The 23,894-nt window shown below is 42.0% G+C and carries 20 protein-coding genes; 2 read left to right on the top strand and 18 right to left on the bottom strand.

Annotated features, from left to right (window positions below):
* Positions 1–8 precede the first annotated feature (8 nt).
* From dnaI to ACFVS1_RS03085, 13 genes are all read right to left on the bottom strand, one after another.
* Positions 9–947, bottom strand: coding sequence for a primosomal protein DnaI (gene dnaI, locus ACFVS1_RS03145; protein WP_101222887.1), 939 nt, complete (start codon positions 945–947; stop codon positions 9–11).
* Positions 934–2,352 carry a replication initiation and membrane attachment family protein gene (locus tag ACFVS1_RS03140; RefSeq protein WP_352919278.1) on the bottom strand — a complete coding sequence of 473 codons (1,419 nt, stop codon included), beginning with the start codon at positions 2,350–2,352 and terminating at the stop codon, positions 934–936. Before ACFVS1_RS03140 ends, dnaI begins: the two co-directional genes overlap by 14 nt.
* A 58-nt stretch (positions 2,353–2,410) precedes the next feature.
* Positions 2,411–2,872, bottom strand: a complete 462-nt coding sequence (gene nrdR / locus ACFVS1_RS03135; protein ID WP_057911467.1) for a transcriptional regulator NrdR — start codon at positions 2,870–2,872, stop codon at positions 2,411–2,413.
* Between the two features lie 270 nt (positions 2,873–3,142).
* Entirely contained in the window at positions 3,143–3,523 is a 381-nt protein-coding gene (speD, locus tag ACFVS1_RS03130; protein ID WP_034311443.1) for an adenosylmethionine decarboxylase, read from the bottom strand.
* Between the two features lie 345 nt (positions 3,524–3,868).
* Positions 3,869–4,906 (bottom strand): glyceraldehyde-3-phosphate dehydrogenase, encoded by a 1,038-nt coding sequence (locus ACFVS1_RS03125; RefSeq protein ID WP_352919274.1) that lies wholly within the window; start codon positions 4,904–4,906, stop codon positions 3,869–3,871.
* A 159-nt stretch (positions 4,907–5,065) separates the two neighbouring features.
* Positions 5,066–5,665, bottom strand: a complete 600-nt coding sequence (gene coaE, locus ACFVS1_RS03120) for a dephospho-CoA kinase (RefSeq protein ID WP_387545087.1) — start codon at positions 5,663–5,665, stop codon at positions 5,066–5,068.
* A gap of 24 nt (positions 5,666–5,689) precedes the next feature.
* Positions 5,690–6,322 carry a sporulation membrane protein YtaF gene (gene ytaF, locus ACFVS1_RS03115; protein ID WP_352919269.1) on the bottom strand — a complete coding sequence of 211 codons (633 nt, stop codon included), beginning with the start codon at positions 6,320–6,322 and terminating at the stop codon, positions 5,690–5,692.
* 79 nt (positions 6,323–6,401) lie between these two features.
* Positions 6,402–7,232 carry a DNA-formamidopyrimidine glycosylase gene (mutM, locus tag ACFVS1_RS03110; protein ID WP_387545086.1) on the bottom strand — a complete coding sequence of 277 codons (831 nt, stop codon included), beginning with the start codon at positions 7,230–7,232 and terminating at the stop codon, positions 6,402–6,404.
* A 19-nt stretch (positions 7,233–7,251) separates the two neighbouring features.
* On the bottom strand, positions 7,252–9,876 hold the full coding sequence (polA, locus tag ACFVS1_RS03105) for a DNA polymerase I (protein ID WP_352919263.1): 2,625 nt from the start codon (positions 9,874–9,876) through the stop codon (positions 7,252–7,254).
* Between the two features lie 364 nt (positions 9,877–10,240).
* The gene (hflC, locus tag ACFVS1_RS03100) at positions 10,241–11,173 is read right to left on the bottom strand and encodes a protease modulator HflC (protein ID WP_352919260.1); all 933 of its coding nucleotides are present in this window, start codon (positions 11,171–11,173) and stop codon (positions 10,241–10,243) included.
* On the bottom strand, positions 11,170–12,204 hold the full coding sequence (gene hflK / locus ACFVS1_RS03095) for an FtsH protease activity modulator HflK (RefSeq protein WP_352920827.1): 1,035 nt from the start codon (positions 12,202–12,204) through the stop codon (positions 11,170–11,172). Before hflK ends, hflC begins: the two co-directional genes overlap by 4 nt.
* A 435-nt stretch (positions 12,205–12,639) precedes the next feature.
* Positions 12,640–14,418: a two-component system histidine kinase PnpS gene (gene pnpS / locus ACFVS1_RS03090; RefSeq protein ID WP_387545085.1), complete on the bottom strand. Its 1,779-nt coding sequence runs from the start codon at positions 14,416–14,418 to the stop codon at positions 12,640–12,642.
* Positions 14,415–15,134: a response regulator transcription factor gene (locus tag ACFVS1_RS03085; protein WP_101222903.1), complete on the bottom strand. Its 720-nt coding sequence runs from the start codon at positions 15,132–15,134 to the stop codon at positions 14,415–14,417. Before ACFVS1_RS03085 ends, pnpS begins: the two co-directional genes overlap by 4 nt.
* A gap of 622 nt (positions 15,135–15,756) precedes the next feature.
* Between ACFVS1_RS03085 and ACFVS1_RS03080 the strand changes: the two genes are divergently transcribed.
* Complete coding sequence (locus tag ACFVS1_RS03080) at positions 15,757–16,302, top strand: hypothetical protein (RefSeq protein WP_352919254.1); 546 nt, start codon at positions 15,757–15,759, stop codon at positions 16,300–16,302.
* A 317-nt stretch (positions 16,303–16,619) separates the two neighbouring features.
* Here ACFVS1_RS03080 and mdh read toward each other — a convergent pair whose 3' ends face one another.
* From mdh to ACFVS1_RS03060, 4 genes are all read right to left on the bottom strand, one after another.
* Entirely contained in the window at positions 16,620–17,555 is a 936-nt protein-coding gene (gene mdh / locus ACFVS1_RS03075; RefSeq protein WP_352919252.1) for a malate dehydrogenase, read from the bottom strand.
* 122 nt (positions 17,556–17,677) lie between these two features.
* The gene (icd, locus tag ACFVS1_RS03070; RefSeq protein WP_352920826.1) at positions 17,678–18,994 is read right to left on the bottom strand and encodes an NADP-dependent isocitrate dehydrogenase; all 1,317 of its coding nucleotides are present in this window, start codon (positions 18,992–18,994) and stop codon (positions 17,678–17,680) included.
* A gap of 95 nt (positions 18,995–19,089) precedes the next feature.
* The gene (citZ, locus tag ACFVS1_RS03065) at positions 19,090–20,205 is read right to left on the bottom strand and encodes a citrate synthase (RefSeq protein ID WP_352919250.1); all 1,116 of its coding nucleotides are present in this window, start codon (positions 20,203–20,205) and stop codon (positions 19,090–19,092) included.
* 538 nt (positions 20,206–20,743) lie between these two features.
* Entirely contained in the window at positions 20,744–21,205 is a 462-nt protein-coding gene (locus tag ACFVS1_RS03060) for a DUF441 domain-containing protein (protein WP_352919248.1), read from the bottom strand.
* A gap of 192 nt (positions 21,206–21,397) precedes the next feature.
* Here ACFVS1_RS03060 and ytvI point away from each other — a divergent pair, with 192 nt between their 5' ends.
* Positions 21,398–22,522 (top strand): sporulation integral membrane protein YtvI, encoded by a 1,125-nt coding sequence (ytvI, locus tag ACFVS1_RS03055; RefSeq protein WP_387545084.1) that lies wholly within the window; start codon positions 21,398–21,400, stop codon positions 22,520–22,522.
* A gap of 84 nt (positions 22,523–22,606) precedes the next feature.
* Here ytvI and aceA read toward each other — a convergent pair whose 3' ends face one another.
* Positions 22,607–23,890, bottom strand: a complete 1,284-nt coding sequence (gene aceA / locus ACFVS1_RS03050; RefSeq protein ID WP_352919245.1) for an isocitrate lyase — start codon at positions 23,888–23,890, stop codon at positions 22,607–22,609.
* Between the last annotated feature and the right edge of the window lie 4 nt (positions 23,891–23,894).

Raw genomic sequence — 23,894 nt, 5'->3', positions numbered from 1 at the left:
ACTTTTCTTCATCTTCTCCGATTCATGCCATCAAGCTTGACCGGCTCAGCTAAATATTGAATTCTTTCCAGTACCCTGGCCGCCTTCACTTCTTCCTTCTCACCACGCTGTGAAAAGGTCAGGTGGTTCTCCAGGCCATTCAAGTCAAAATTCGAAGTGAAAAACGTCGGCAGGTTTTCCAGCATCCTAAATTGTAAAATCGGACCAAAAACCTCATCGCGTCCCCAGCTCGTCATGGACTCCGCTCCAATATCATCAAGCATGAGGACAGGTGCCGTTTTCACCATTTCAATTTTTTCATTGACCGTATTATCACCTATCGATCCCTTAAGTTCCCTCAAGTAGTCAGGGACATAGACGATAAGGGAGGAAATTTGCCTTTTTGCAAGTTCATTGGCAATCGCACCTAATAAGTACGTTTTCCCAACACCGAATTTCCCATATATATATAAGCCTTTTTGCCTTTTACCTGGCTCATATTCCATAATGAACGACATCGCTTTACTTAAGACAGACAAGCGTTTGTTTTCATTATCCGTTTGGGTAAAGTCTTCAATGCTCGCCTTTAAAATATCCTTCGGTACATACAGGCTGCGGATCAACTTTTCCCGTTTCCGCTTTTCATCCTCTGCCAATTTCCGCGGGCAGACTTCATAATGCAGGTTCAGGGCTTTCCCTTGAACCACCAATTTGGGATAATACCCTTGCATCATATTGATGCAGCCATCCAAGCTCGGACATTTATCACACTTATTGCTTTGTGAAGTGAACTCATAAAGCTTCCCCAAGTTTTTATCAATCATTTCTTTCGTGACCGTCGAGCTGTTGGCATTCATAAATAACCGCACTTGTTCGTTTTCAAAAATCTCCTGTTTCAGCTTTTCATAACGCTGTTGAAATTGATTTGTATTGGCCAATTTATTAAGGGACCTATTAATCTTTTCCATCGTTCATTTCACCTCCTGCTTTCCACAGCTTCCATTTCTCCAGAAGCTCGCGTTTCTGGGCATCCAATTCAGGCTGATCTGCATTCTGCTCCTGCTGTGCTTCTTCTTTTTTCCCAAGCCACTCCGGAACCACTTCTTCACGTATCGCCTTTTTCCTGCTGCCCTTCGCAGCATTCCTGCTTCCTTGAGCCCAGTCCTGATATTTCCTATGTTCATTTTTAGCCAGTTCCATCGCCTCGACGACCGTGGAGACCTTCAGCCGTGCCCAATGGCCTGCCAGCTTTTCGACATAGCCCTTCGTGAACTTCATATCCGTTTTGAGCATGACATATTCAATCAATACATTGACGACACCCGGATTCAGCTTTTGATTGATCATCACGCCCTCAACGACTTTCAAATCACCGCTTGATGGCTCTGCACCGCCAGACAATTGCATCAGCCGCTCCCTTGGAGAAATCGTCTCCAAATGACGGATTAACTCTTGTTCCTGTGTTTTCGGTTCCTCTTTTTGTGTCCGTTCACGAATCGGCTGCACCCGATTGACAAGGGAAGGCATATCGGCCTGCCGTTCGATCTGGTACCAGTCCCTTGCCGCCTTTCTGAGCACTTCCTCATCGATCTCATCATCCAATGAAACGGCATCCATTACTAGTTTTTGCATTTCAAGCGGATCGATGCCATATAAAAAAGCAAGTTTGGCAATCGTATTTTTCATTTTCGGAGTAAAGGCCTTTTTCGGTACGATCGAGGATTTTATCCCGGCAAATAAAAGGTCAAAATCAAATAAGTCATCAAACCCCGATGGCTCGACGCCTTCCGTCCGGTCGATGTATTGCTGTTCTGGAATCGGTTGCCATTCATCTTTCGCTTCATCCGTTACATATAAAGAGTCCAAATGATCTGATGAGAATACTTCCGCAAAAGATTTAGTCACACCTTCATATTGATCGGGTAAGATATGGTCATCACAAAAGAATCTCTTTAACCGGTTGAATTGCGCTTTTCCGATTTTTTTGTATAAGTAAATATTCAGCATTCCATCCGTGAAAAACTGCTGGGGGGAAAGCGGCGGGTTTAACTCATAGATGAATTCCTTCGTTTCATTTTTCGATTTCTTATATACATTCAACAGACCGATTCCCTCAAGTAAAAGCCGTGCTTCGTAAATATCACCTAACTTAAGGCCGATGGTATTCATTAATTGATAATGTGAGGAGGTTTCCGACCATAGCCTGTTTTCCTCCAACTCACTCCATAACGTCATATATAGGCTAATGCAGATAGGTCCAATAAGAGGTTGATATAGTCGGGTAAGTATTTTCCGATCATAATCATGAAGCAGCCCCGCAGATGAGACCAAATATGAATCAGCTGGGAGCAATTCTTGCCAATGCTTTGACATCTCCATTCAAACCTTTCAAAAGATGTAGTGAAAAAAGAGCCAAAGTGAATCTTCAGCTCTACTTTCTTTCTTTATTTATCAAATCTTTCAATTCATCGATAAAGACATTGATGTCTTTAAATTGTCGATAGACGGATGCGAACCTTACATAGGCAACCTCATCGACTTCTGCCAGCTTGTCCATCACCATCTCGCCGACATTGTCGCTTTTCACTTCCGATATGCCCTGGTTGCGCAGTTCTTTTTCTACATAACTGGTAATTTGCTCTAATTCTTTCAAGGGAACCGGACGTTTTTCGCAAGCCCTGATCAAGCCGCGCAGGATTTTATCACGACTGAACTCTTCCCGCGTCCCGCCCTTTTTCACTACAATAAGCGGTGTTTCCTCCACCTTTTCAAATGTCGTGAATCGAAAACCACATGCCTCGCATTCACGGCGTCGTCGAATCGATTTACTTTCATCGACTGGCCTGGAATCGAGCACTCTTGTTCCATTATATTGACATGATGGGCATTTCATCATTATCAGCTCCGTATTTTATGTAGGACTCCCCTATCTAAATGTTCCCCAAGGAATTACTCTCTATCTTAATCTTATATTAAATGGAACGGACAGTACAAGTAAAAAGTGTAACTTCCGGCAGCAGGCATTTTTTGTTCTGCCGTTGAAGCACCGTTGTGAAAGTCTTTATGCTGCAATGGCAACCTCCTTCTATAAAGGGAAGCAGACTGCCGATTGATTGCATTAAAAAAGAGATGCACCCATGGCATCTCTGTGTATACGTGTTTTTTATAGGGCACTTATATTGGCTTTTTTCATTTGTACAGGACCTAATCCACGTGGTAATTCTATGTTTTCACGTGTTTGCGCATTTAAAGCTTCAGCAATATAATCTGCCGCAATATTCGGATCCAAGTTACCGCATGTATAGACATCAATGCTCGCATAGCCGTGTTCTGGAAAACTGTGAATCGTTAAGTGTGATTCAGAAATGATGACAACCCCGCTGACTCCTTGTGGAGCAAATTTGTGAAAGGCAACTTCTCGTACCTCTGCACCTGATTTTAAAGCAGCATCAACAAAAATCTTTTCAATTAAATCGATATTGTTCAGTTTTTCAAAGTCACAACCCCAAAGTTCAGAAATGACGTGTCTACCCATAGTTTCCATAGTGTAAGCTGTTTCCATATTAAGCTTCCCCCTTACCATGATTTAAAAATAAGTTCTGATAACTACCACGGGGGAAAGTTAGTCCAAAGAGGTCCTAACCCTTTAAGTAGCCATCATGCAAACCGCTATTGAAGAAGTTCACGATTCATAGTATATATGGTTTGAATTTTTTTTGCAACTCCAAATTGAATTTTTGGAAAGATAAACTTTATATGTAATAGGGATATTGCGATTGGAGCAAATTCTGTTTTCTGGTTTATTCAGCGCCTTAAAGCAGCAAGGAATTAATGGATCACGTATTAAAAATAGCCCGCTAAAAAATTTTAGCAGGCTCATTTTTTCATTTTATTTTACTGATAATTCGACTTCTAAAGTTTTTTTCAACTCGGAGCCAACTAATTTCACAAGGTCCACTACCCGGTTGGAGTAACCCCATTCATTATCATACCATGCAAGGACTTTCACTTTCCTGTCCCCGATCATCATCGTCGTCAACCCATCGATGATTGCCGAGTGTGGATTCGTTTTGAAATCACTTGAAACTAAAGGTTCCATCGTGAATTCCATGATTCCTTTGAGTTCATTTTCTGAAGCATCGATGAAGGCTTGGTTCACTTCATCAATCGTGACATCACAGTTTAAATCCACAACAAGATCGACTAAAGATACGTTAGGTGTCGGTACACGTATCGCCATACCATGAAGCTTGCCTTTTAATTGCGGCAACACTAGCGAGATGGCTTTTGCAGCTCCTGTAGTCGTAGGAATCATGCTTTCCGCAGCGGCACGGGCACGTCTCAAGTCTTTGTGCGGGTTATCGATATTATTTTGATCATTAGTATAAGAATGTATCGTTGTCATTAAACCGTTGTTTATGCCGAATTTTTCATCAAGCACTTTTGCAACCGGTCCAAGGCAGTTCGTTGTACAAGATGCATTGGATATGACGAAATGCTTGTCAATTTCCAGCACTTCCTCATTTACTCCCATTACAATGGTAACGTCTTCATTTTTACCCGGAGCTGATAATATGACTCTTTTTGCTCCTGCTTCTAAATGAAGAGCTGCTTTAGAACGATCATTGAATTTTCCAGTGGCTTCAATTACAATATCTATGTTCATCTCTTCCCAAGGCAATAGCTTTGGATCGCGGTTATTTATTAGTTTTACTCGGCGGCCATTCACTACTAGTGAATCATCTTCAGCTATAATGATACCGTCGAATTTACCATGTATCGTATCATATTTTAGTAAGTGTGCTAAAGTTTCAGCTGGATAGCTTGCATTAATGGCAACAATGTCCAAACTCTCATCTAATATGGCTTTTCGGAAAACCATTCTTCCAATTCTCCCAAATCCGTTAATCGCTATTCTTGAATTCATTGTTCGGACCCTCCAGAAAATATTAGTGTTATACTTATTACCTTTCTCATGTAATTAGTATAACATAATTCAAAGGAATTGTGCTAATAAAAATGCGGATTGTTCTTATTTTTTCAACATAAAAAGAAGAAACCGGTCGGTTTCTTCTTTTTATCATAATTATATGACATACCATTCGCTAAGTATGGACTTCACTTGCTGCTTCGTTTCATTCATGTCCCCATTATTATCGATGACGGCATCCGCTAAGGCCTTTTTATCGGCCAAGGGCATTTGCGAATTGATCCTGGCAAGCGCCTCAGTCTCCGACAGACCATTCCTGTTCATTAATCGCTGCAATTGAACCTGCTCATCCACATAGATCAATAGCGTCTTATCCACCATGAATGTCAGCTTGCTTTCAAATAGGAGCGGAATATCCATGAACACCGTTTCTTCCCCTGATGATAGTGCCGCTTCCGTTTTGAGAAGCATCCAATTCCTGACGGCAGGATGCACGATGCTATTCAATAGCAATCTCTTTTCTTGATCATGAAATATAATCGACCCAAGCTTTACGCGATCTATATTCCCATCCGTCAATAAGATATCTTCACCAAATGCCTTCACAACTTGATGGTAGGCCTCTTCACCTGGCTCAACGACAGCACGGGAAGCCAGATCTGCATCTACAATCGTGAATCCGAGTTCCTGTAAATAGAGGCTGACGCTGCTTTTCCCACTGGCAATGCCTCCGGTGATTCCGATGATTTGTCCCATAAGCTCCCCCTTATAAACCATGGATCATAACTTGAATATACCGATGATAATCAATAGTACACCTGGAAGAAAGGTCAAATGCTGGACTACTTTATTATTTGAAAGTAATTTCCCGCTTTGAATTCCGCTCCAAATAAAAATCGAACTCATAACAGCGATGCACCCTGCGAGGATAATCGGTGAAATGCCGATCATAGCCGCTCCAACTCCGGCCCCGAAAGCATCCAGCGAAAGTGCAAACCCGAGAACAAGCGCTTCAACTCCTGTAATCGTCCCTGATTTATCAAAATCGGCATTTAATGGTTTCTGTAAAATATTAATGACAACCCCAAGTGATTTAATTTCAAAATTAAAGATGATCTTTTCATGATATCTATCATCTTTCAGATCCTTTTCAGGCTTAAAATATTGGTATACCATCCAGGCACCAAGAAAAATGAGGATGATGCCACCCGTTTTTTCAGCCGCCCCGATAGATATGAGCTGACTGATGAATTGTCCGATGACCATCGCAATACCTAAGCTCAATGCAGAGCAAAATGAGATGACTGCTATTGACCTTAAGGGGATTTTCATCTTCCGCATACCGAATGTCAAACCTACGCCAAATCCGTCAATACTAACTGCAAAAGCGAGAAAAATAATTTGTAGCCACATCGGAATGTTACTCCTTCCCTACTCGTTGCTACCCTAGTATATGGAAGGAGCCCATCCGATGTGTTTGAAAAAACATTACCTATTTAAGCGGCTGGCATAACGGGCAAATATGTGTACCGCGTCCTGCAACAACCAGTTTCTCAAGCGGCGTGCCGCATGTTTTACAGTTCTCGCCCTTTCGTCCATAAACATTCAGCTCCAACTGAAACATGCCGATTTGCCCTTGGGAATTGATGTAAGAACGAATCGTACTTCCGCCTTTTTCAACAGCTTCACCTAAAGTCGCAATGATTTCTCCGTGCAACGCCTTGATTTCCTGCAATGAGAGTGAAGAAGCGATTCTCTCCGGATGGATTCCGGAACGGAATAACGACTCGTCTACATATATATTCCCAATCCCGACGACAACCGTTTGATCAAGGAGAACGGGCTTGATTTTCCTGTTGGTTCTTGCGAGCTTCCTACTTAGCCCCTCGACAGTAAAATCTTCAGACAAAGGTTCAGGTCCTAAATGCAAAAGAGGCAGCCGATCAAGTTCTTCCCCTTTGGCAAATAGATGCATCGTTCCGAATTTCCGGACATCCCTGTACCGAAGTTCACTGCCATCCGTGAAGGTGAAGATCACATGGGTATGCTTATCATACGCCTCTTCTTTTGGATGAACGCCGTATTTACCCTCCATCCTTAAATGCGAAACCATTGAATAATCATCCAAGGTGAAAATGAGGAACTTGCCCCGACGGCCTATTCCCCTTATCGTCTGCCCCCTTAAAGCATCCTGAAACTGTTCGACAGGTTCTGGAGCTTTAATGATCTTTGGCCAGAAGACGGACACTTCCTTGATCTCTTTTCCGAGTACGAGCTGCTCTAACGTTCTTCTGACTGTTTCCACTTCTGGAAGTTCTGGCATTACAATCACCTATCTTTTATTATTTGGCATCAAACCATGTTGGCCCGAAAGCATAATCCACTTTAAGGGGCACGTTCAATTCAATGGCATTTTCCATTTCCTCCGGAACGATCACTTTAAGGATTTCCAATTCCTCAGGAGGAGTTTCAAAAATCAATTCATCATGCACCTGAAGAAGCATTCTCGTTTTAAGACCTTCACTTTTCAGGCGCTTATTCATGTTTATCATGGCAAGCTTGATGATATCCGCGGCACTGCCTTGAATCGGCGTGTTCATTGCTGTCCGTTCGGCAAAGCTCCTGATGTTGAAGTTCCTGCTTGTTATCTCAGGTATATAGCGCCTTCTTTGCATCAAAGTCGTGCTATACCCTTTTTGACGGGCCTCATGTATGCTTTCTTCCATATATTCCTGAACACCAGGAAAGCTTCTTAAATACTTCTCGATGAACTCTCCAGCTTCTTTTCTCGTGATGCCAAGACTTTGCGATAGTCCGTAATCACTTATACCATAAACGATTCCGAAGTTTACCGCTTTGGCATGGCGCCTCATATTCGAAGTGACTTCCTCTGCCGATACATGGAACACATCCATGGCTGTCTTTGTATGGATGTCCATCCCGGCCTGGAATGCTTCCACCAATCCGCTGTCATTGGCGATATGCGCCAGAACCCGCAACTCGATCTGGGAGTAGTCGGCAGCAAAAATGATCCAATCCTTTTCGGAGGAAATGAAGGCCTGCCTGATTTTCCTTCCTTCTTCCAGTCTGATCGGGATATTCTGCAGATTGGGATCTGTAGAGCTTAACCGGCCGGTCTGGGTCAATGCTTGGTTGAACCTTGTGTGCACCTTGTCCGTTTTGCCATTGACCACCTTAAGCAGCCCTTCAATATAAGTGGATTGCAACTTACCAAGCTGGCGATACAGCAGTATTTCCTTAACGATATCATGCTTGCTTTCCAGTTTTTCCAGCACATCGGCTGACGTCGAATAACCTGTTTTGGTTTTCTTCATGACAGGAAGCTCCAACTTTTCAAACAGGATGGCCCCAAGCTGTTTAGGTGAATTGATATTGAACGCCTCTCCAGCCAAATCAAAAATTCGTGCCTCGATGTTTCTTAAGCGAATGGCTAATTCCTGTCCCATGTTTTTCAGTCGGCCTATATCCACCTTGATTCCCTGCCATTCCATATTGGCCAGGATGATCGACAGTGGCAGCTCCAGTTCCGTAAATAGGTGAAATTGCTCGAACTCTTGCAGTTTATCAATCATCGGTTCTTTCAGGGACAGAATCGCCTTCGCTTTTCTGGCGATATGCTCCCTCAATTCCGCTTCCTCAGGTATTTTGCGTTTTGCACCTTTTCCATAAAAAACGTCATCCGTTTCAAGGCGGATAGCACCTTGAGTTTTCGTGATTTCTGCCACTTCGTCCACTGACTCTGCCGGATCCAGGATATAGGATGCCAAAAATACATCAAAATCGATGCCTTTTATTTCGACTCCTCGATGGCGAAGTGCCACAACCGTACGCTTTGCATCGAAAACCGTTTTCTTTTTTGTTTCATCCTCTGCCCATGTTTTAAAGGCCCCGGAGCTCAGCGCATCTTCTCCATGGAAGTAAAAATGACCTTGTTCATTACTGATGGCGATCCCCATTATATCGGCACGATGATAATTATCTTCTAAAATTTCAACATACAAAGCACTTTCATCGGCAAACATTCCTTCTGTCATTTCAGCCGAGTGAACCTCAATCTTCTCCTGTTCAAGCGGTGCGCTTTCCGTTACATCCAATTTATCGAGCAAAGTCGAAAAGCCAAGCTCTTTATAGAATGAGATGACTCGGTCCTGGTCCATGCCAGTATACTCGGTCTCGGTTACGGAAACTTCAAGCGGCGCTTCCCTCGTTATTGTAGCCAGCTCTTTGCTTAATAGGGCCAGGTCTTTATGTTCTTCTATTTTCTCTTTCAATTTCTGCCCGCTTACCTCATCAATCGACTGCAAAAGGTTTTCAACTGTTTCAAATTGATGCAATAATTTAAGGGCAGTCTTTTCACCAACACCCGGAATACCGGGAATATTGTCGGAGGCATCTCCCATCAGCCCTTTTAAATCAATGATTTGCAAAGGGGAAAGACCGTATTTTTCATGAATATGCTTTGGAGTGTATTCCTCAATTTCAGTAATCCCCTTTTTCGTGATGGAAACCGTCGTACTAGGGGAGGATAATTGCGTTAAATCCTTATCACCGGAAATGACCTTCACTTCAAAACCATCTTTTTCCGCTTGCAAAGAAAGCGTACCGATAATATCATCGGCTTCGTAGTTTTCCAGTTCATACCTTTTTATTTGAAAACAATCAAGCAGCTCGCGAATGAAAGGGAATTGCTCCGATAATTCTGGCGGCGTTTTTTGGCGCCCTCCCTTATATTCTTTAAACGATGCATGCCTGAATGTCGTTTTACCCGCATCGAATGCCACAAGTATGTGCGTTGGCTTTTCTTCTTCAAGAATTCGGTTGAGCATCATGGTGAATCCGTACACGGAATTCGTATGGACCCCCTTATCATTATTCAAGAGCGGAAGCGCAAAAAACGCACGGTATGCAATGCTGTTTCCATCTATTAGTACTAGCTTTTTATCCAAATCCGTCTTCCTCCAGTCATACAGGTTTATGTAGTTATAGCTTCTATATAAAAACGCAAGGCTGTTTTCGAATACTTTGTTACTATTTACTGCTATTTACCAAGTAGTGCGGTGTGGTTGATTTCCCCTCCAGATGCTCGCTTTCCGCGGGGCGGGCGGTGAGCCTCCTCGGCGTAAACGCCTGTGGGGTCTCACCTGTCCCGCTGCTCCCGCAGGAGTCTCGCACTTCCGCTCCAATCAACCTTAAATCGTTTTGTTTTAAAAACAACAATCTTTACGAAAAGTGCCAAACGCAAAAAGCCGTTCATTTTCTTTCTCTATTCTACCATGAGTAGAAGCGGAAAGAAAAATGACGGCATCAAGGTTATTTAGTATTTCCCATTAACAAGCTGGCATAAGGAGAATCCGAAGGAAGAACGATTACCGTTTGATCTCCGATCGTTTTTTTGTAGGATTCAAGAGTCCGGTATAGTTTATAGAATTCGGGATCTTTGGAAAACGACTTATTATAGATTTTCGCTGCTTCCCCTTCTCCTTCAGCCCTGATCACTTCTGCATCAGCCTCTGCAGTAGAGAGCAATTCTTTCACTTTCCTGTCAGTATCCGCAATGATACGGTTTTTCTTCGCATCACCTTTTGATAGGTATTCTTGCGCTTTCGATTCCCGCTCTGAAATCATCCTCTTGAAGACGGACGCTTCGTTTTCGGCGGGTAGGTCAGTCCGCTTTATCCGGACATCCGTCAAGCTTATGCCATAACTGTCCTTTTGCAGCAGATCGTTGACTTTTTCGGTTATGCGGTCGTTTAAACTTCCCCTGGATGACTTCTCATCATTGATGATCTCATCATAATTCAACTGGCCCAGCTCCGAACGAACTGCAGAATAGATGAACTCTTCCATTTTCGTTTCAGCGTTCTCTAGTGTCCTCGCATTTGTAATCAATTTCTTCGGATCTTCTATTCTCCAAACGGCATAGTTGTCGATCAGCATCCGCTTTTTATCTTTCGTATTGATTTCCGCTTCTGAAACATCAGAACTCATCTGATACTTCGGCAAGGTCACAACACTCTGGATGAATGGCACCTTCGCTTTCAATCCCGGGGTCTTATCGATCCTTACCACCTCACCGAATTGGCGGACGACTTTATATTCTCCCTCTTTGACGATATATACATTGGTGAAGATGATTAGCAGCAGCGCGATGATAATAATCAGGAAAATGCCAAATCTCACATAGCCCCTCCAATGTAAATTCCCTTTTTTGAGTTCAGAGAAATCTATTATTTTTCCGCTCATTGTTTAGCGCCCCCTTCCGCTGTCGCTTTTTCTTCCGATGCATTCCCTTTTTTCGTTTCCTCTTCAGGTATAGCGGCTTCATCAGAGGCAGGAGTTTTTTTCGTTTCCTCCTTTTCAAGCGAGCGAAGCGGCAAGTACTTCATTGTGTTTCCATCATCATTCATAATATATATCTCAGCATTGGGCAATACTTCCTCAAGGGTCTCTATAATAAGGCGGTCCTTCGTAATCCCCTTATTGCCCTTATACTCACTGAGTAATTTTTCAAAGACCGCTACATCCCCGCGGGCAGCTTCCGTACGGGCAGCTTTATCCCCATTAGCCTGAGAAATGAGGGCATCTTTTTCCCCTTCCGCTTCATTCATACGCTTATTTTCATATTTATCCGCTTCGTTGATCTTCGTATTCGCCGTTTCCCGGGCATCCGTTACATTGGTAAATGCTTTCCGCACTTCTTCATTCGGTAACTCCACGTCCTGGAGTTTAACCGCAGATATGGAAATCCCGACATCATATTTCTCCATTAGCTGTGACAATAAATCGCGTACATCCGCTTCGATTTGCGCTTTACCGGATGTAAGGGCATCATCGATTTTCGTGCTGCCGATAATGCTCCGTAATGCAGCTGAAGTCGTATCGTATAATATTTTTTCTGGGTCATCTGCATTGTATAGATATTTTGGAGGGTCGGTGATTTTCCACTGAACCACTAGGTCTGCCAGTACAATATTTTCATCACCCGTTATCATTTTGGTTTCACTCGGGTAATTCGTCACCTCTCCATCCTCTTCTTTATATCCAAATTTAAGACTGAATGTTTCTTTAGATAATTTCTCGACCGATTGAATGGGCCAAGGCAGTTTAAAGTGAAGTCCTGGTTCTGTTATCGTCTCCTCCACTTTACCAAACGTCATTATGACAGCTTGATCGGATTCATCTACCGTGTACCAGGTCGATATCGCAACTACACCTAAAATTAAAATAAGGAAGACAAGTCCTGTAATCGTATATATCCTTTTTAAGCTAACGATATGTATCACCCCTTCTTTGCAGTTATATCTTATTTACGCAAGAAAGGGCCTAAAGTTTCATAAAAATCAAATATTTTCCTGGGAAAATAGGATAGAGGAATGGTTCGCGGGGAATATAGCCAAAATTAAAAGACAGAGACTATGTCTCTGTCTAAAGTTTTTAAAGGGTTTTATACAATTGGAACGTTGGGCACTCGCGTTCCGCAGGCGGTTGGCCCTTTGCGCTTGCGGGGTCTCCTTGAACGGGTCTATTCCTACAGGAGTTTCGCTCGCCTGTTCCAATCAGCTTTAAAATTTTGATTATAAAAAAATCAAACAGAGACTATGTCTCTGTCAATGTTTAACTCCTTGGATGAGGGGTTGTACAACCATTGTACCCCTGCATTATGAAGTCCGTTTTAAGGAATTGTAAAGGAATTGTAAATAAGAAACCCGCTACATTTTCCCTTTTAAGCTTTTATTTAAAGTGACTGTAAAAGTCGTCCCTGTTCCAGGCGTGCTTTTGACGTTGATTTTACCTTTATGGACTTCAATTATATGCTTGACGATTGCCAGTCCAATGCCCGTTCCTCCCGAATCGCGGCTCCTCGCCTTATCAATCCGGTAAAACCGTTCAAAGATCCTTGGCAGTTCTTTTTCTTCGATGCCGATCCCGCTGTCTTGAACTGCAATATCGACCGTCTGTTCATTTTCAATGATATCAACGGTGACCCAGCCTCCATTTGGTGTATAGGTCAAAGCGTTCGTAATCAAATTGATGAAAACCTGTTTGATCCTGTCAGATTCCCCTTCAATGAATACAGGTTCCGGTGACGTTTTAATTTCAAGGGATACTTCTTTTTCCTTCAGCTTGCCTATTAGCATCTCTTGTATTTCGCCAAGCACTTTCGTAATATCCACTACCCCTGCGTTTAAAACGAATGCCTGTTGCTCCATTTTGGACAAATTCAGAAGCTCCTGAATGAGTTCTTGCAGCCGGTCACTTTCTTTCAGGATAATCGATAAAAAGTGCTTTAGGGTCTTTTCGTCTTTTAGTGCGCCATCTAACAACGTTTCAGAAAAGCCTTTAATGGAAGTGATCGGAGTCCTCAATTCATGGGACACATTAGCCACGAAATCCCTCCGCATCTGCTCGAGCCTTTTCAATTCGGTGATATCATGGAAAATGAGGAGGATCCCCTTCCATTCATCATGATTCCCGATAATCGGCGCCCCGTAAATCTCAAAATGCTTTCGTTCTATGGCAAGCGGCATCTTCACCTGTCGTTTTATCGTTTTTTCCGTTCGAAAGATCTCTTCGATGATGTCAATCACTTCCTGGTCTTTAATGACCGAATAATACTCCTGAAATAAAAACGTAGCGGCGTTCACATGGAAGCTTTTCTTGAATTCCCGGTTGATTAAGGTCGTATACCCTTTACTGTCTATCAGCAAGACTCCACTACCGATATTTTCAACAAGTGCCTCCAAACGATCCTGATTCATTTCCCTCGCTACCTCTGTTTCCTGAAGGTTCCTCGCCAATATGTTCAAGGAAGTCGTCAGCATTCCCGTTTCATCGGAATGCCGCCCGAATGTCCGGGTTCCGTAATTCCCTTTTGCCAGTTCAATGGCTGCCATCGTCGCCTCTTCGATCGGACGGGTATAATATGAAGTGATTTTGCTCGCAAGCATGAGAATGATGATCAAGGCAACCCCTAAACAAATGATCAATATTTGCCACATTTGTTTATTCACTTGATGGATGGCCTCAATTTCATTGCTATGGACGACAAAGCCTTCAATCTCGCCGTCCTTTTTAACCGTCTTCCAATAATAATGGAGGTCCGATTCCCCTTCGACCACTTCATACCCTTCCCCATGCTTAAGCCCTTTTTCCAAAGTTATTTTGCGAAGGACATTTGCATGGCTTTTTAGTATTTCATTGGATGATGTGGAATCGTATAATATTTCCCCATTCGTGGAGAGAATGGTTAAATTCGAATCTAAAAGGGGTGTCAGTTTTGCCGTCTTCCCTTTTTCCAAAAAGGAATAGATCCCGCCATGCTCCTGAATATATGTAGTAATGAAAAATGTTTCGTTCTGTATACGCTCATTGAATGTTTTAATATAATAGCTTTTGAACAAGTGCCCTAATAAAAAGCCCACGGCCATCAGGACGACCATTACCAATGTGATGAGGGTATATAAGAGCTTTTTACGATAGGTCGTCATTCTTTTTTAGGCTCCTCAAGCTTATACCCCAAGCCCCTTATCGTTTTAATATAGAGAGGTTTTTTTGTATCTTTCTCTATTTTTTCACGAAGATGGCTAATATGGACATCGACGATCCGTGAGTCTCCCGCGAAATCATAATTCCATACCGCACTGAGCAGTTGATCCCTGGTCAGCACTCTTCCTTTATTCTTCGCCAAGTATAAAAGTAATTCAAATTCCTTTGGAGTCAATTCTAATTGCTGTTCATCAAAGAATGCTTCGTATCGTTCCGGGAACACTTTCAATTCCCCTAATTTCAAGAGACCATCTTCCTGATCCTGACTTGATTCACTTCCGTTCGATTGCAACTGGGATCTTCTTAAAATGGCTTTAATCCGGGCCACTACCTCCCTTGGACTAAATGGCTTGGTCAAGTAATCATCCGCCCCTAGTTCCAGTCCCAGCACCTTGTCAAATTCATCGTCCTTAGCTGTCAGCATCAAGATCGGTATATTGATTTTTTGCTGGCGAAGCTGCTTACATACTTCAAGCCCGTCCATTTTAGGCAGCATCAAATCCAAAACCACTAAATCGGGGCGTATATCCACGGCAGCCTCCAGCCCTTGTTCTCCATCCAAAGCTGTGATAACCGTATAGCCTGATTGTTCTAAATTGTACTGAAGCAAGGTAACTATTGATTGCTCATCGTCCACTACGAGAATTTTCTTTGACATTAGATCCTCCTGAATTATGTATTACCCAAAAGACCAATTCCTTGGTCTACTCATCCAATTCCATTATAAAGAATATTATATGAAAATTACACATAAAAAAAACGGAAATAAAGTTATTTCCTATCTTCAGCACGGAGAATTTAAGTTCCAGGATTTCCAATGCAGGATACAACCTATCACTACCACAATGGATGAATACAATTGGATGATTAGAAGTGATTAGATTAGAGGTCAAGGACCACGCTGGCAGGATGTAAGTTCCCTCAAGGTCTAATAACCTATAGGAAAGGTACCCGAATAGCCGAAGCCACCCCTAGGGGGGCCCACCCCCTCCCTACTCGGCCGACTGCTGGGTGGAAAAAACACGGGCCATTTTTGAATATTCAACCTTACATATTTCATGGTAGTTTAAGTGCAGTTTTTCACAATGTTATATTTTTATGATCGGTTATCGGCATCTTTTAGTATGCTCGTTAAAGTCCTCGTAGAAGAATATTTTTATATTTAAATTTTTAGTTCTATTAATGATATCTGCACAATCATTTAATTCGAAAAAGAATATAAATGTTATTACATAAGCCACATCTTATGTAAATTATTTGAAAGGTGGAAAATTTTATCCATGCCTAAAGGGCACCATCACTTAGAATCCAATGAATCTAGTTCTCATGATTCCAGCAGCTCTCATTCAGGAAGAAGAAATCGTAGACCTGAACGGTTACTAAAATGGTTCGATTTTGATGAGACACCAGCAAATTGTACCGCTCCTTTTACTCCTATGCAAACAATTCCCTCAGGTTCTCCTTGTACTCCAGGTATACTACTTGCAACCATTACTCTAAGCGATATTAATCCAGATGACCGAGTATTCATAGAGGGAACAGTTGGTTGGTTATCTAATACTGCCGCTGCAACTGTACAATTTTTAATTATCCGCGATAATGAACCGGTACCAGTTTATTCAATTGTTGACACGGGCTTAACAGGAACAGCAGTGGCAACCAGCTTCCATCACTCAGAAACCGGAGTTTTAACCACCAATCCATCTGGTACTCATGTATACCGTCTATATGCAACAACTATCTTTACTAATACTCCTGGTGTATTTCCTGTGGTCATTGGTCCTATCAGCTTTGAAGGACAAGTTATCGATGAAAATAACACGTAAATAAATGAATTAAAAGACTATCAAAAATTAAAAAGTACCCTATAGAGTAAGAGTAGACACTTTGAAAAAAGGACTACTTTATAGGGTACTTTTTTGTATACTTTTATTTAATAAGAAAAAAGGCATCGGGGAAATGATAATGACTAAAAAATATTTTACTGAAAAAGAAATCCACCATTTAATTACTAATCCTAATGTGAAATCTGTTAGCGAAAAGGCAATCAACTATACAGAGGAGTTCAATTAAAAAACTGCCTGGAGTCGGAAAAAGGCCTTGGCCTTTTTTTCCAATATCCGGGCAGTCTATTCACGACCTCTTATTGAAGAACTTGCATAACAGCTTTAACTGATTCGACTGATTTTGAAAGTGCAGCCTTTTCGTCTTCAGTCAAATCAAGTTCGATGATTTGTTCAATACCGTTTGCACCAAGTACAGTCGGCACTCCAAGGTAAATACCTTCAAAGCCGTATTCACCTTCAAGATAAGCGATGGATGGAAGAACGCGACGTTGATCTTTAAGAATTGCTTCAGCCATTTCCACTAGAGATGCAGCTGGTGCATAATATGCGCTTCCGTTTCCTAGAAGGTTTACGATTTCTCCGCCGCCAGTGCGGGTACGAGCCACTATTGCTTCTAAACGATCTTTAGGGATCAATGTTTCCAATGGAATTCCGCCTGCATAAGAGTAACGCACTAGAGGGACCATATCGTCTCCGTGTCCGCCAAGTACAAAACCAGTTACATCTTTAACGGATACGTTTAATTCTTGAGCTACGAAAGTGCGGAAACGAGCTGTATCAAGTACACCTGATTGTCCGATAACGCGTTCTTTAGGGAAACCAGATTCTTTGTATACAGTATAAGTCATTGCATCTACAGGGTTCGTCAAAACGATGATTGTTGTATTAGGGGAATATTTAACCACTTCTTTAGTTACTGATTTCATAACTTTTTGGTTAGTTTGAACTAAGTCGTCACGGCTCATGCCGGGCTTACGGGCAATTCCGGCAGTGATGATCACTACGTCGGAATCAGCAGTTTCTGCATAGTCGGATGTACCGATGATATTAGCATCGAAACCTAGAACAGGTCCTGCTTCCGCCATATCAAGGGCTTTACCTTTTGTAGGGTTTTCAGCTTGCGGAATATCAACCAAAACGATATCACCAAGTTCTTTTTGAGCTGCAAGAAATGCAGCTGTAGCGCCAGTGAATCCAGCACCTACCACTGTGATTTTATTACGTTTAGACATGTTATTTCCTCCTTAAAATATATAAATACTTTTGGAATACTTTTAACATTCTCTTGAAAATATATATAAGCCTCCTGGAAAAGCAGCCCATTCAGGCACTTTTCCAGAAAGCATATAATGAATTATTTAAGGTTTTTAATAAGCTCGTCAGCAAACTCAGAACATTTAACTTCTGTTGCACCTTCCATTAGGCGGGCAAAGTCGTATGTAACAACTTTAGAAGCGATTGTTTGTTCCACTGATTTTGTGATGCTGTTTGCAGCTTCGGTCCAGCCAAGGTGCTCAAGTAAAAGAACTCCTGAAAGAAGAACTGAAGATGGGTTAACTTTATCAAGACCAGCATATTTAGGAGCCGTTCCGTGAGTTGCTTCGAAGATGGCATGTCCAGTTTCGTAGTTGATGTTTGCTCCTGGAGCGATACCGATTCCGCCAACTTGTGCAGCTAGTGCATCAGAAATGTAATCTCCGTTCAAGTTCATTGTTGCAACAACATCAAACTCTTTAGGACGAGTCAAGATTTGTTGTAAGAAGATATCAGCAATGGAATCCTTAACGATGATTTTGCCTTCAGCTTCAGCAGCAGATTGTGCTTTGTTAGCAGCTTCAGTTCCTTCAGCTTCTTTAATTTTGTCATATTGGTTCCATGTGAACACTTTATCGGCGAATTCTTGTTCTGCAACTTCATAACCCCAAGTTTTGAATGCACCTTCCGTGAATTTCATGATGTTACCTTTATGAACAAGCGTTAATGACTTACGGCCTTCTTTGATCGCATAGTTAAGTGCAGAGCGAACAAGACGTTTTGTTCCTTCTTCAGAAATCGGTTTGATTCCGATACCTGAAGTTTCAGGGAAACGAATGTTTTGAACGCCGAATTCATTTTGCAGGAATTCAATTAATTTCTTAGCTTCGTCAGAACCTTTTGCATATTCGATACCAGCATAGATGTCTTCAGTGTTTTCACGGAAGATGACCATGTCAGTGTCTTCTGGACGTTTAACTGGTGAAGGTACACCTTCAAAGTAACGCACTGGACGAAGACATACGAATAAGTCCAATACTTGACGCAATGCAACGTTCAATGAGCGGATACCGCCGCCGATTGGAGTTGTAAGAGGTCCTTTAATAGCGATTAGGTATTCGTTAATGACATCAAGAGTTTCTTGTGGAAGCCATTCGCCCGTTTGGTCAAATGCTTTTTGTCCAGCTAAAACTTCTTTCCATTCGATTTTCTTTTCGCCATTGTAAGCTTTTTCAACTGCTGCGTCTAAAACGCGGGATGCTGCAGCCCAGATATCAGGACCGATTCCGTCTCCCTCGATATAAGGAACGATTGGGTTGTTTGGTACGTTAAGAGCACCGTTAGTAACTGTGATTTTTTGGCTTTGTGTCATGTCTCTTACCTCCGATTCAAATTCAAAGGTTAGATGGCCTGCCATTAAATAAGGCAGAACCACTAACCTTTTTTACTCACATCTATTAATTTACTACAAAATCGATGAAATAAAAAATGATTTTTCGAAAAAACTTTTAATTAGCGGTTTTCAATCGGTACGTATTTTTGCATCCCTGGTCCAACATACTCTGCACGCGGACGGATAAGGCGGTTGTTTGAATATTGCTCAAGGATATGAGCGATCCAGCCTGAAGCACGGCTTACAGCAAAGATTGGTGTAAATAAGTCATGCTCGATACCTAAACTATGGTATACGGAAGCAGAATAGAAATCAACGTTCGGCGGAAGGTTTTTTTGACCGGTTACGATTTCATTAATTTTGATGGACATATCATAATATTGCGGTTGTCCAGTAAGTTCGGTCAGTTTTTGTGACATTTCTTTAAGGTGTTTAGCACGTGGATCACCTTTACGGTATACACGGTGGCCAAAGCCCATGATTTTTTCTTTATTGGCTAATTTTTCGTTGATATATGGCTCAACGTTATCAACTGAACCAATTTCTGTAAGCATTTTCATGACTTGTTCGTTAGCTCCGCCGTGAAGTGGGCCTTTTAAAGCGCCGATGGCAGCAGTTACACCAGAATAGATATCAGCTAATGTAGCCACACAAACGCGTGCAGTGAATGTAGAAGCGTTTAATTCATGGTCAGCATGAAGAACCAATGCTTTGTTGAATGCTTCTTCTTCGATTGCAGTTGGTTCGTTACCGCTTAACATATATAAGAAGTTAGCAGCAAAGCTTAAATCAGTACGTGGAGCAACAGCTTCTTTTCCTTGACGGACGCGAGCGAAAGTTGTTACCAATGTAGGGATTTTTGCTTGGATGCGGATTGCTTTACGATAGTTAGCATCATCACTCATTACATCTGCTTCTTCATCATAAAGACCAAGAAGAGATACTGCAGTGCGAAGAGCTCCCATTGGATGTACTTTATCAATTGGGTATGTTTTGAAGTGATTAACCACTTCAGCTGGAATTTCAGCATTTTCAGCAAGTTGTTTAGTTAATTCTTCTAATTGGCTTTTGTTCGGAAGAGCTCCGTGCCATAAAAGATAGATTACTTCCTCGAATGTTGCGTTTGAAGCCAAATCATCGATGTCATAACCTACATACGTTAATGTGTCATCAATAATGGAGCTTACTGAAGAAGTTGTTGCTACCACACCTTCAAGACCTTTTGTTGCTGTCATACTAAATCTCTCCTTTTCCTAGATATTCCCCTATGCCCTTGCTTTTAGCGTATAAATGTAGCGCTTCCAAGAAATTAGCTATTGTAAACAACCATCTATTTTTTAGCAGAAGACATACATCTTGTATTGAAAGCGTTCACAGAAAATGACCCCGACAATAGTAAAATGTACGATATCTTTAATAAGAAATTCTAAAAATAATGCTTATAGCTATTCCTAGTGAGCGCTTGCTCAATAACTACATCTTTTTTTAAGATTCCTCAAAAATATCAATGATATTCTGAATCCCAATTTTAATAAATCAGAGCAGTTACATGATTATTATAAACAATAAACACTTTTTTGGGAATGAAAAGCACTTAAAATGTGAAAAAATTATTATTTTATTAGAAAAATTAGCTACATATTCTCTTGCTTTTTTTTATGCGATTCATAACGGTTATTTTGAAAATTCGACACAAAGCAGAATAAACGAAACATTAAATAGAAAATTTACATTCCCAGGAATGACGGACTTTTCTACCCTAAGTCATTCGCTTCATTTAAAGAAATTGAAGATCTGCATGCATAAATAAGCAATTCCCGCCCCGATTAACGGACCGACAGCCACACCTTTGAATAATGCGACCGCAAGAATCGTCCCAAATACTAGAGCCGTGGTAATGTGCGGATCATGTGATAGGAGCGTAATCCCATTTTTCGCTATGAGCGCAACGGCTATTCCAGATGCAAGCGCAATCCAGGCATAAGGAGATTTTATCGCGTCTCCTAGTTCCTTGAAACCTATCGCCCCGTTTGCTATTGGTATGAGTACGGAAATCGTAATGATCGTAACGCCCAGGTTGATTCCTTTCGCTTCCAGGTATGGAAACACTTTGGCATCAAGGCCAATCAGTTTCATGATTAAAAGAAAACCCGCAGCCATGATCAATGAGGTATTTTTCCCAAACCAACCGATTGCAGCAAGCAGAACTAAAAATACGACAGGACCGTTGATCATTATCCCTTCACCTTCTTCCTTTCTTTTTTGTTATTTTAACATAACAAACTCCCTAGTTTCTTAGGAGAAAAATGATTTATGGAACGATGCGTCGGCGAAAAAAGTTAAGCCGAAAGATGAAAGAATCTTTCCTTTCTTTTCCATCATCGTTACAATTATAATACAAACTTTATGATTGAAGGAGGATATGACTTGAATCCGGTATATATGTATCGTTTCATTCGCTCTTTACTGGTCGTTGGAGGGGTAATTTTAGGCGGGATTGCCGTGTTTTATTTATCTAAATATACATATCCATTCATCATTGCCATGATAATCGCTTTCTTGATGAATCCCTTGGTCACTTTTTTCGAAAGGAAAGGGAGGCTGCCCCGAGGATTGGCTGTATTCGTTTCCCTGTTACTCATTTTCCTTTTATTTGCAGGTCTTGTCACCTTACTGGTTGCCGAGATTATTTCCGGAACCAATTACCTTGCCGGAGTCATCCCGAAACACATTGAAACCATCGTGGATTATATAGAGACATACATCGCGACCACCATCATCCCTTTATATAATCAAATAGCTGCCATGTTCAATAATTTGGATATCGAGCAGCAAGATACTGTCCTCAAGAATATCCAAAATATCGGTGAGTCCATCACTACCGGAGTAAGCGGCTTCATTCAAGCTTTCTTGAAGAACATCCCCACAATTATCGGATGGTTTCCAACTACAGCAACAGCACTCCTTTTTACCCTGCTCGGCACTTTCTTCATCAGCAAAGATTGGGATACCTTTGGCCGAATGACCGGAAAAGTGTTGCCTGATAAGATTTTTGCGGGTGCAAAGCGTTTATTCAAGGATTTAAAAAGGGCTTTGTTCGGGTTTATCCGGGCACAATTCACTCTTGTTTCATTGACGACTGTCACGATTTTAATCGGATTTCTCATTTTAGGGGTGAATTATTCAATAACCATTGCCCTGATATGCGGGCTGGTCGATATCATCCCCTATTTAGGGACAGGTACGATTTTCATTCCATGGATCATCTTTGAATTCATCGCCGGTAATACAAGTCTCGCAATCGGTTTGTCCGTCCTTTACATAATCGTCGTGGTCCAACGTCAGCTAATAGAGCCAAAAGTACTTTCTTCCAGTATTGGTTTGGATCCGCTTGCCACTCTCATCGCCTTGTTCATCGGCTTCAAATTGATCGGTTTCCTCGGTCTGATTGCAGGACCTGTAGTGCTTGTCATATTCAATACGCTCCAGCGTGCAAATGTCTTCAAAGCCATATGGACTTTCATCATCGGGGATACAAAGAAAACCACTTAAGTTGCAAGAATATCCTTAGCATTACCGGTTTCCATTTAAAAATCCGCCTCGGTTAAAAGGCGGATCTTTGGTTTTAAGCTAAAATTATTTTGATGTCTCGAATTGTTCTGTTTCAGTGGAACCTGCAAGTGCTGTTGTGGATGATGTTCCACCAGAAACGACTTGTGCCACTTCATCAAAGTAACCCGTTCCCACTTCACGCTGATGACGAGTTGCTGTATAGCCGTCGGGCTCACTAGCGAACTCCGCTTGTTGAAGTTCTGAGTATGCAGCCATGCCGCGGTCTTTATAACCAAGAGCAAGATTGAACATGCTATGGTTCAATGAGTGGAAGCCTGCAAGTGTAACGAATTGGAATTTGTAACCCAATTTACCCAATTCCACTTGATAATTGGCAATCTCTTCATCACTTAATTTCGCTTTCCAGTTAAATGATGGTGAACAATTGTAAGCAAGCAGTTTGCCCGGGAACTCTGCATGGATCGCTTCGGCAAAGCGGCGAGCATCCGCTAGATTAGGTTCAGAAGTCTCACACCAGATAAGGTCGGCATACGGAGCATAAGCAAGACCTCTTGCAATTGCTTGGTCAAGACCTGCGTTCGTGCGGTAGAATCCTTCTTGAGTCCTTTCACCCGTGATGAATGGTGCATCGACGGGATCAATATCATCGGTGATCAAATCCGCTGCATCAGCATCCGTACGGGCAATCAAGATAGTCGGTGTACCCATTACGTCGGCTGCCAATCGGGCGGAAACTAAATTACGTACTGCCGTTTGGGTTGGAAGAAGGACTTTACCGCCTAGGTGACCACATTTTTTCTCGGAAGAAAGCTGGTCTTCAAAGTGAACGCCTGCCGCTCCAGCTTCGATCATGCCTTTCATTAATTCAAAGACGTTAAGGGAACCGCCAAAGCCTGCTTCAGCATCTGCCACGATTGGAGCGAACCAATCAATATCATCTTTTCCTTCAGCATAGCTGATTTGGTCTGCACGCTGAAGTGTCTGATTAATGCGTTTAACCACTTGCGGTACGGAGTTGGCTGGATATAAACTTTGGTCAGGGTACATTTGCCCTGCGATGTTAGCATCTGCCGCCACTTGCCAGCCGCTTAAGTAGATTGCTTTTAAACCAGCTTTCACCTGCTGCATGGCTTGGTTACCAGTCAATGCTCCTAATGCATTGATGAAATCCTCTGTATTTAATAGATTCCATAGTTTTTCAGAACCACGGCGGGCCAATGTTTGTTCAATATCGATGGAACCCCTTAGTTTAATAACTTCTTCAGCCGTATAAGGACGCTTGATTCCAGTCCACCGTGAGTCATTTTCCCAGCTTTGTTGTAATTTTTGCGCTCTCTCATTCTTCATCATT

This window comes from Peribacillus sp. NPDC058075 (assembly GCF_042885195.1).
In the GTDB taxonomy this organism is placed as follows: domain Bacteria; phylum Bacillota; class Bacilli; order Bacillales; family DSM-1321; genus Peribacillus.
Note: the sequence above shows the minus strand (reverse complement) of the source record. Positions and strands in the feature narration are given on the sequence as shown.

Coding starts and splice junctions, on each gene's coding strand:
- dnaI (WP_101222887.1), bottom strand. CDS start 947: ATGGAAAAGATTAATAGGTCCCTTAATAAATTGGCCAATACAAATCAA.
- ACFVS1_RS03140 (WP_352919278.1), bottom strand. CDS start 2,352: ATGTCAAAGCATTGGCAAGAATTGCTCCCAGCTGATTCATATTTGGTC.
- nrdR (WP_057911467.1), bottom strand. CDS start 2,872: ATGAAATGCCCATCATGTCAATATAATGGAACAAGAGTGCTCGATTCC.
- speD (WP_034311443.1), bottom strand. CDS start 3,523: ATGGAAACTATGGGTAGACACGTCATTTCTGAACTTTGGGGTTGTGAC.
- ACFVS1_RS03125 (WP_352919274.1), bottom strand. CDS start 4,906: ATGAATTCAAGAATAGCGATTAACGGATTTGGGAGAATTGGAAGAATG.
- coaE (WP_387545087.1), bottom strand. CDS start 5,665: ATGGGACAAATCATCGGAATCACCGGAGGCATTGCCAGTGGGAAAAGC.
- ytaF (WP_352919269.1), bottom strand. CDS start 6,322: ATGTGGCTACAAATTATTTTTCTCGCTTTTGCAGTTAGTATTGACGGA.
- mutM (WP_387545086.1), bottom strand. CDS start 7,232: ATGCCAGAACTTCCAGAAGTGGAAACAGTCAGAAGAACGTTAGAGCAG.
- hflC (WP_352919260.1), bottom strand. CDS start 11,173: ATGAGCGGAAAAATAATAGATTTCTCTGAACTCAAAAAAGGGAATTTA.
- pnpS (WP_387545085.1), bottom strand. CDS start 14,418: ATGACGACCTATCGTAAAAAGCTCTTATATACCCTCATCACATTGGTA.
- ACFVS1_RS03085 (WP_101222903.1), bottom strand. CDS start 15,134: ATGTCAAAGAAAATTCTCGTAGTGGACGATGAGCAATCAATAGTTACC.
- ACFVS1_RS03080 (WP_352919254.1), top strand. CDS start 15,757: ATGCCTAAAGGGCACCATCACTTAGAATCCAATGAATCTAGTTCTCAT.
- mdh (WP_352919252.1), bottom strand. CDS start 17,555: ATGTCTAAACGTAATAAAATCACAGTGGTAGGTGCTGGATTCACTGGC.
- icd (WP_352920826.1), bottom strand. CDS start 18,994: ATGGCAGGCCATCTAACCTTTGAATTTGAATCGGAGGTAAGAGACATG.
- citZ (WP_352919250.1), bottom strand. CDS start 20,205: ATGACAGCAACAAAAGGTCTTGAAGGTGTGGTAGCAACAACTTCTTCA.
- ACFVS1_RS03060 (WP_352919248.1), bottom strand. CDS start 21,205: ATGATCAACGGTCCTGTCGTATTTTTAGTTCTGCTTGCTGCAATCGGT.
- aceA (WP_352919245.1), bottom strand. CDS start 23,890: ATGAAGAATGAGAGAGCGCAAAAATTACAACAAAGCTGGGAAAATGAC.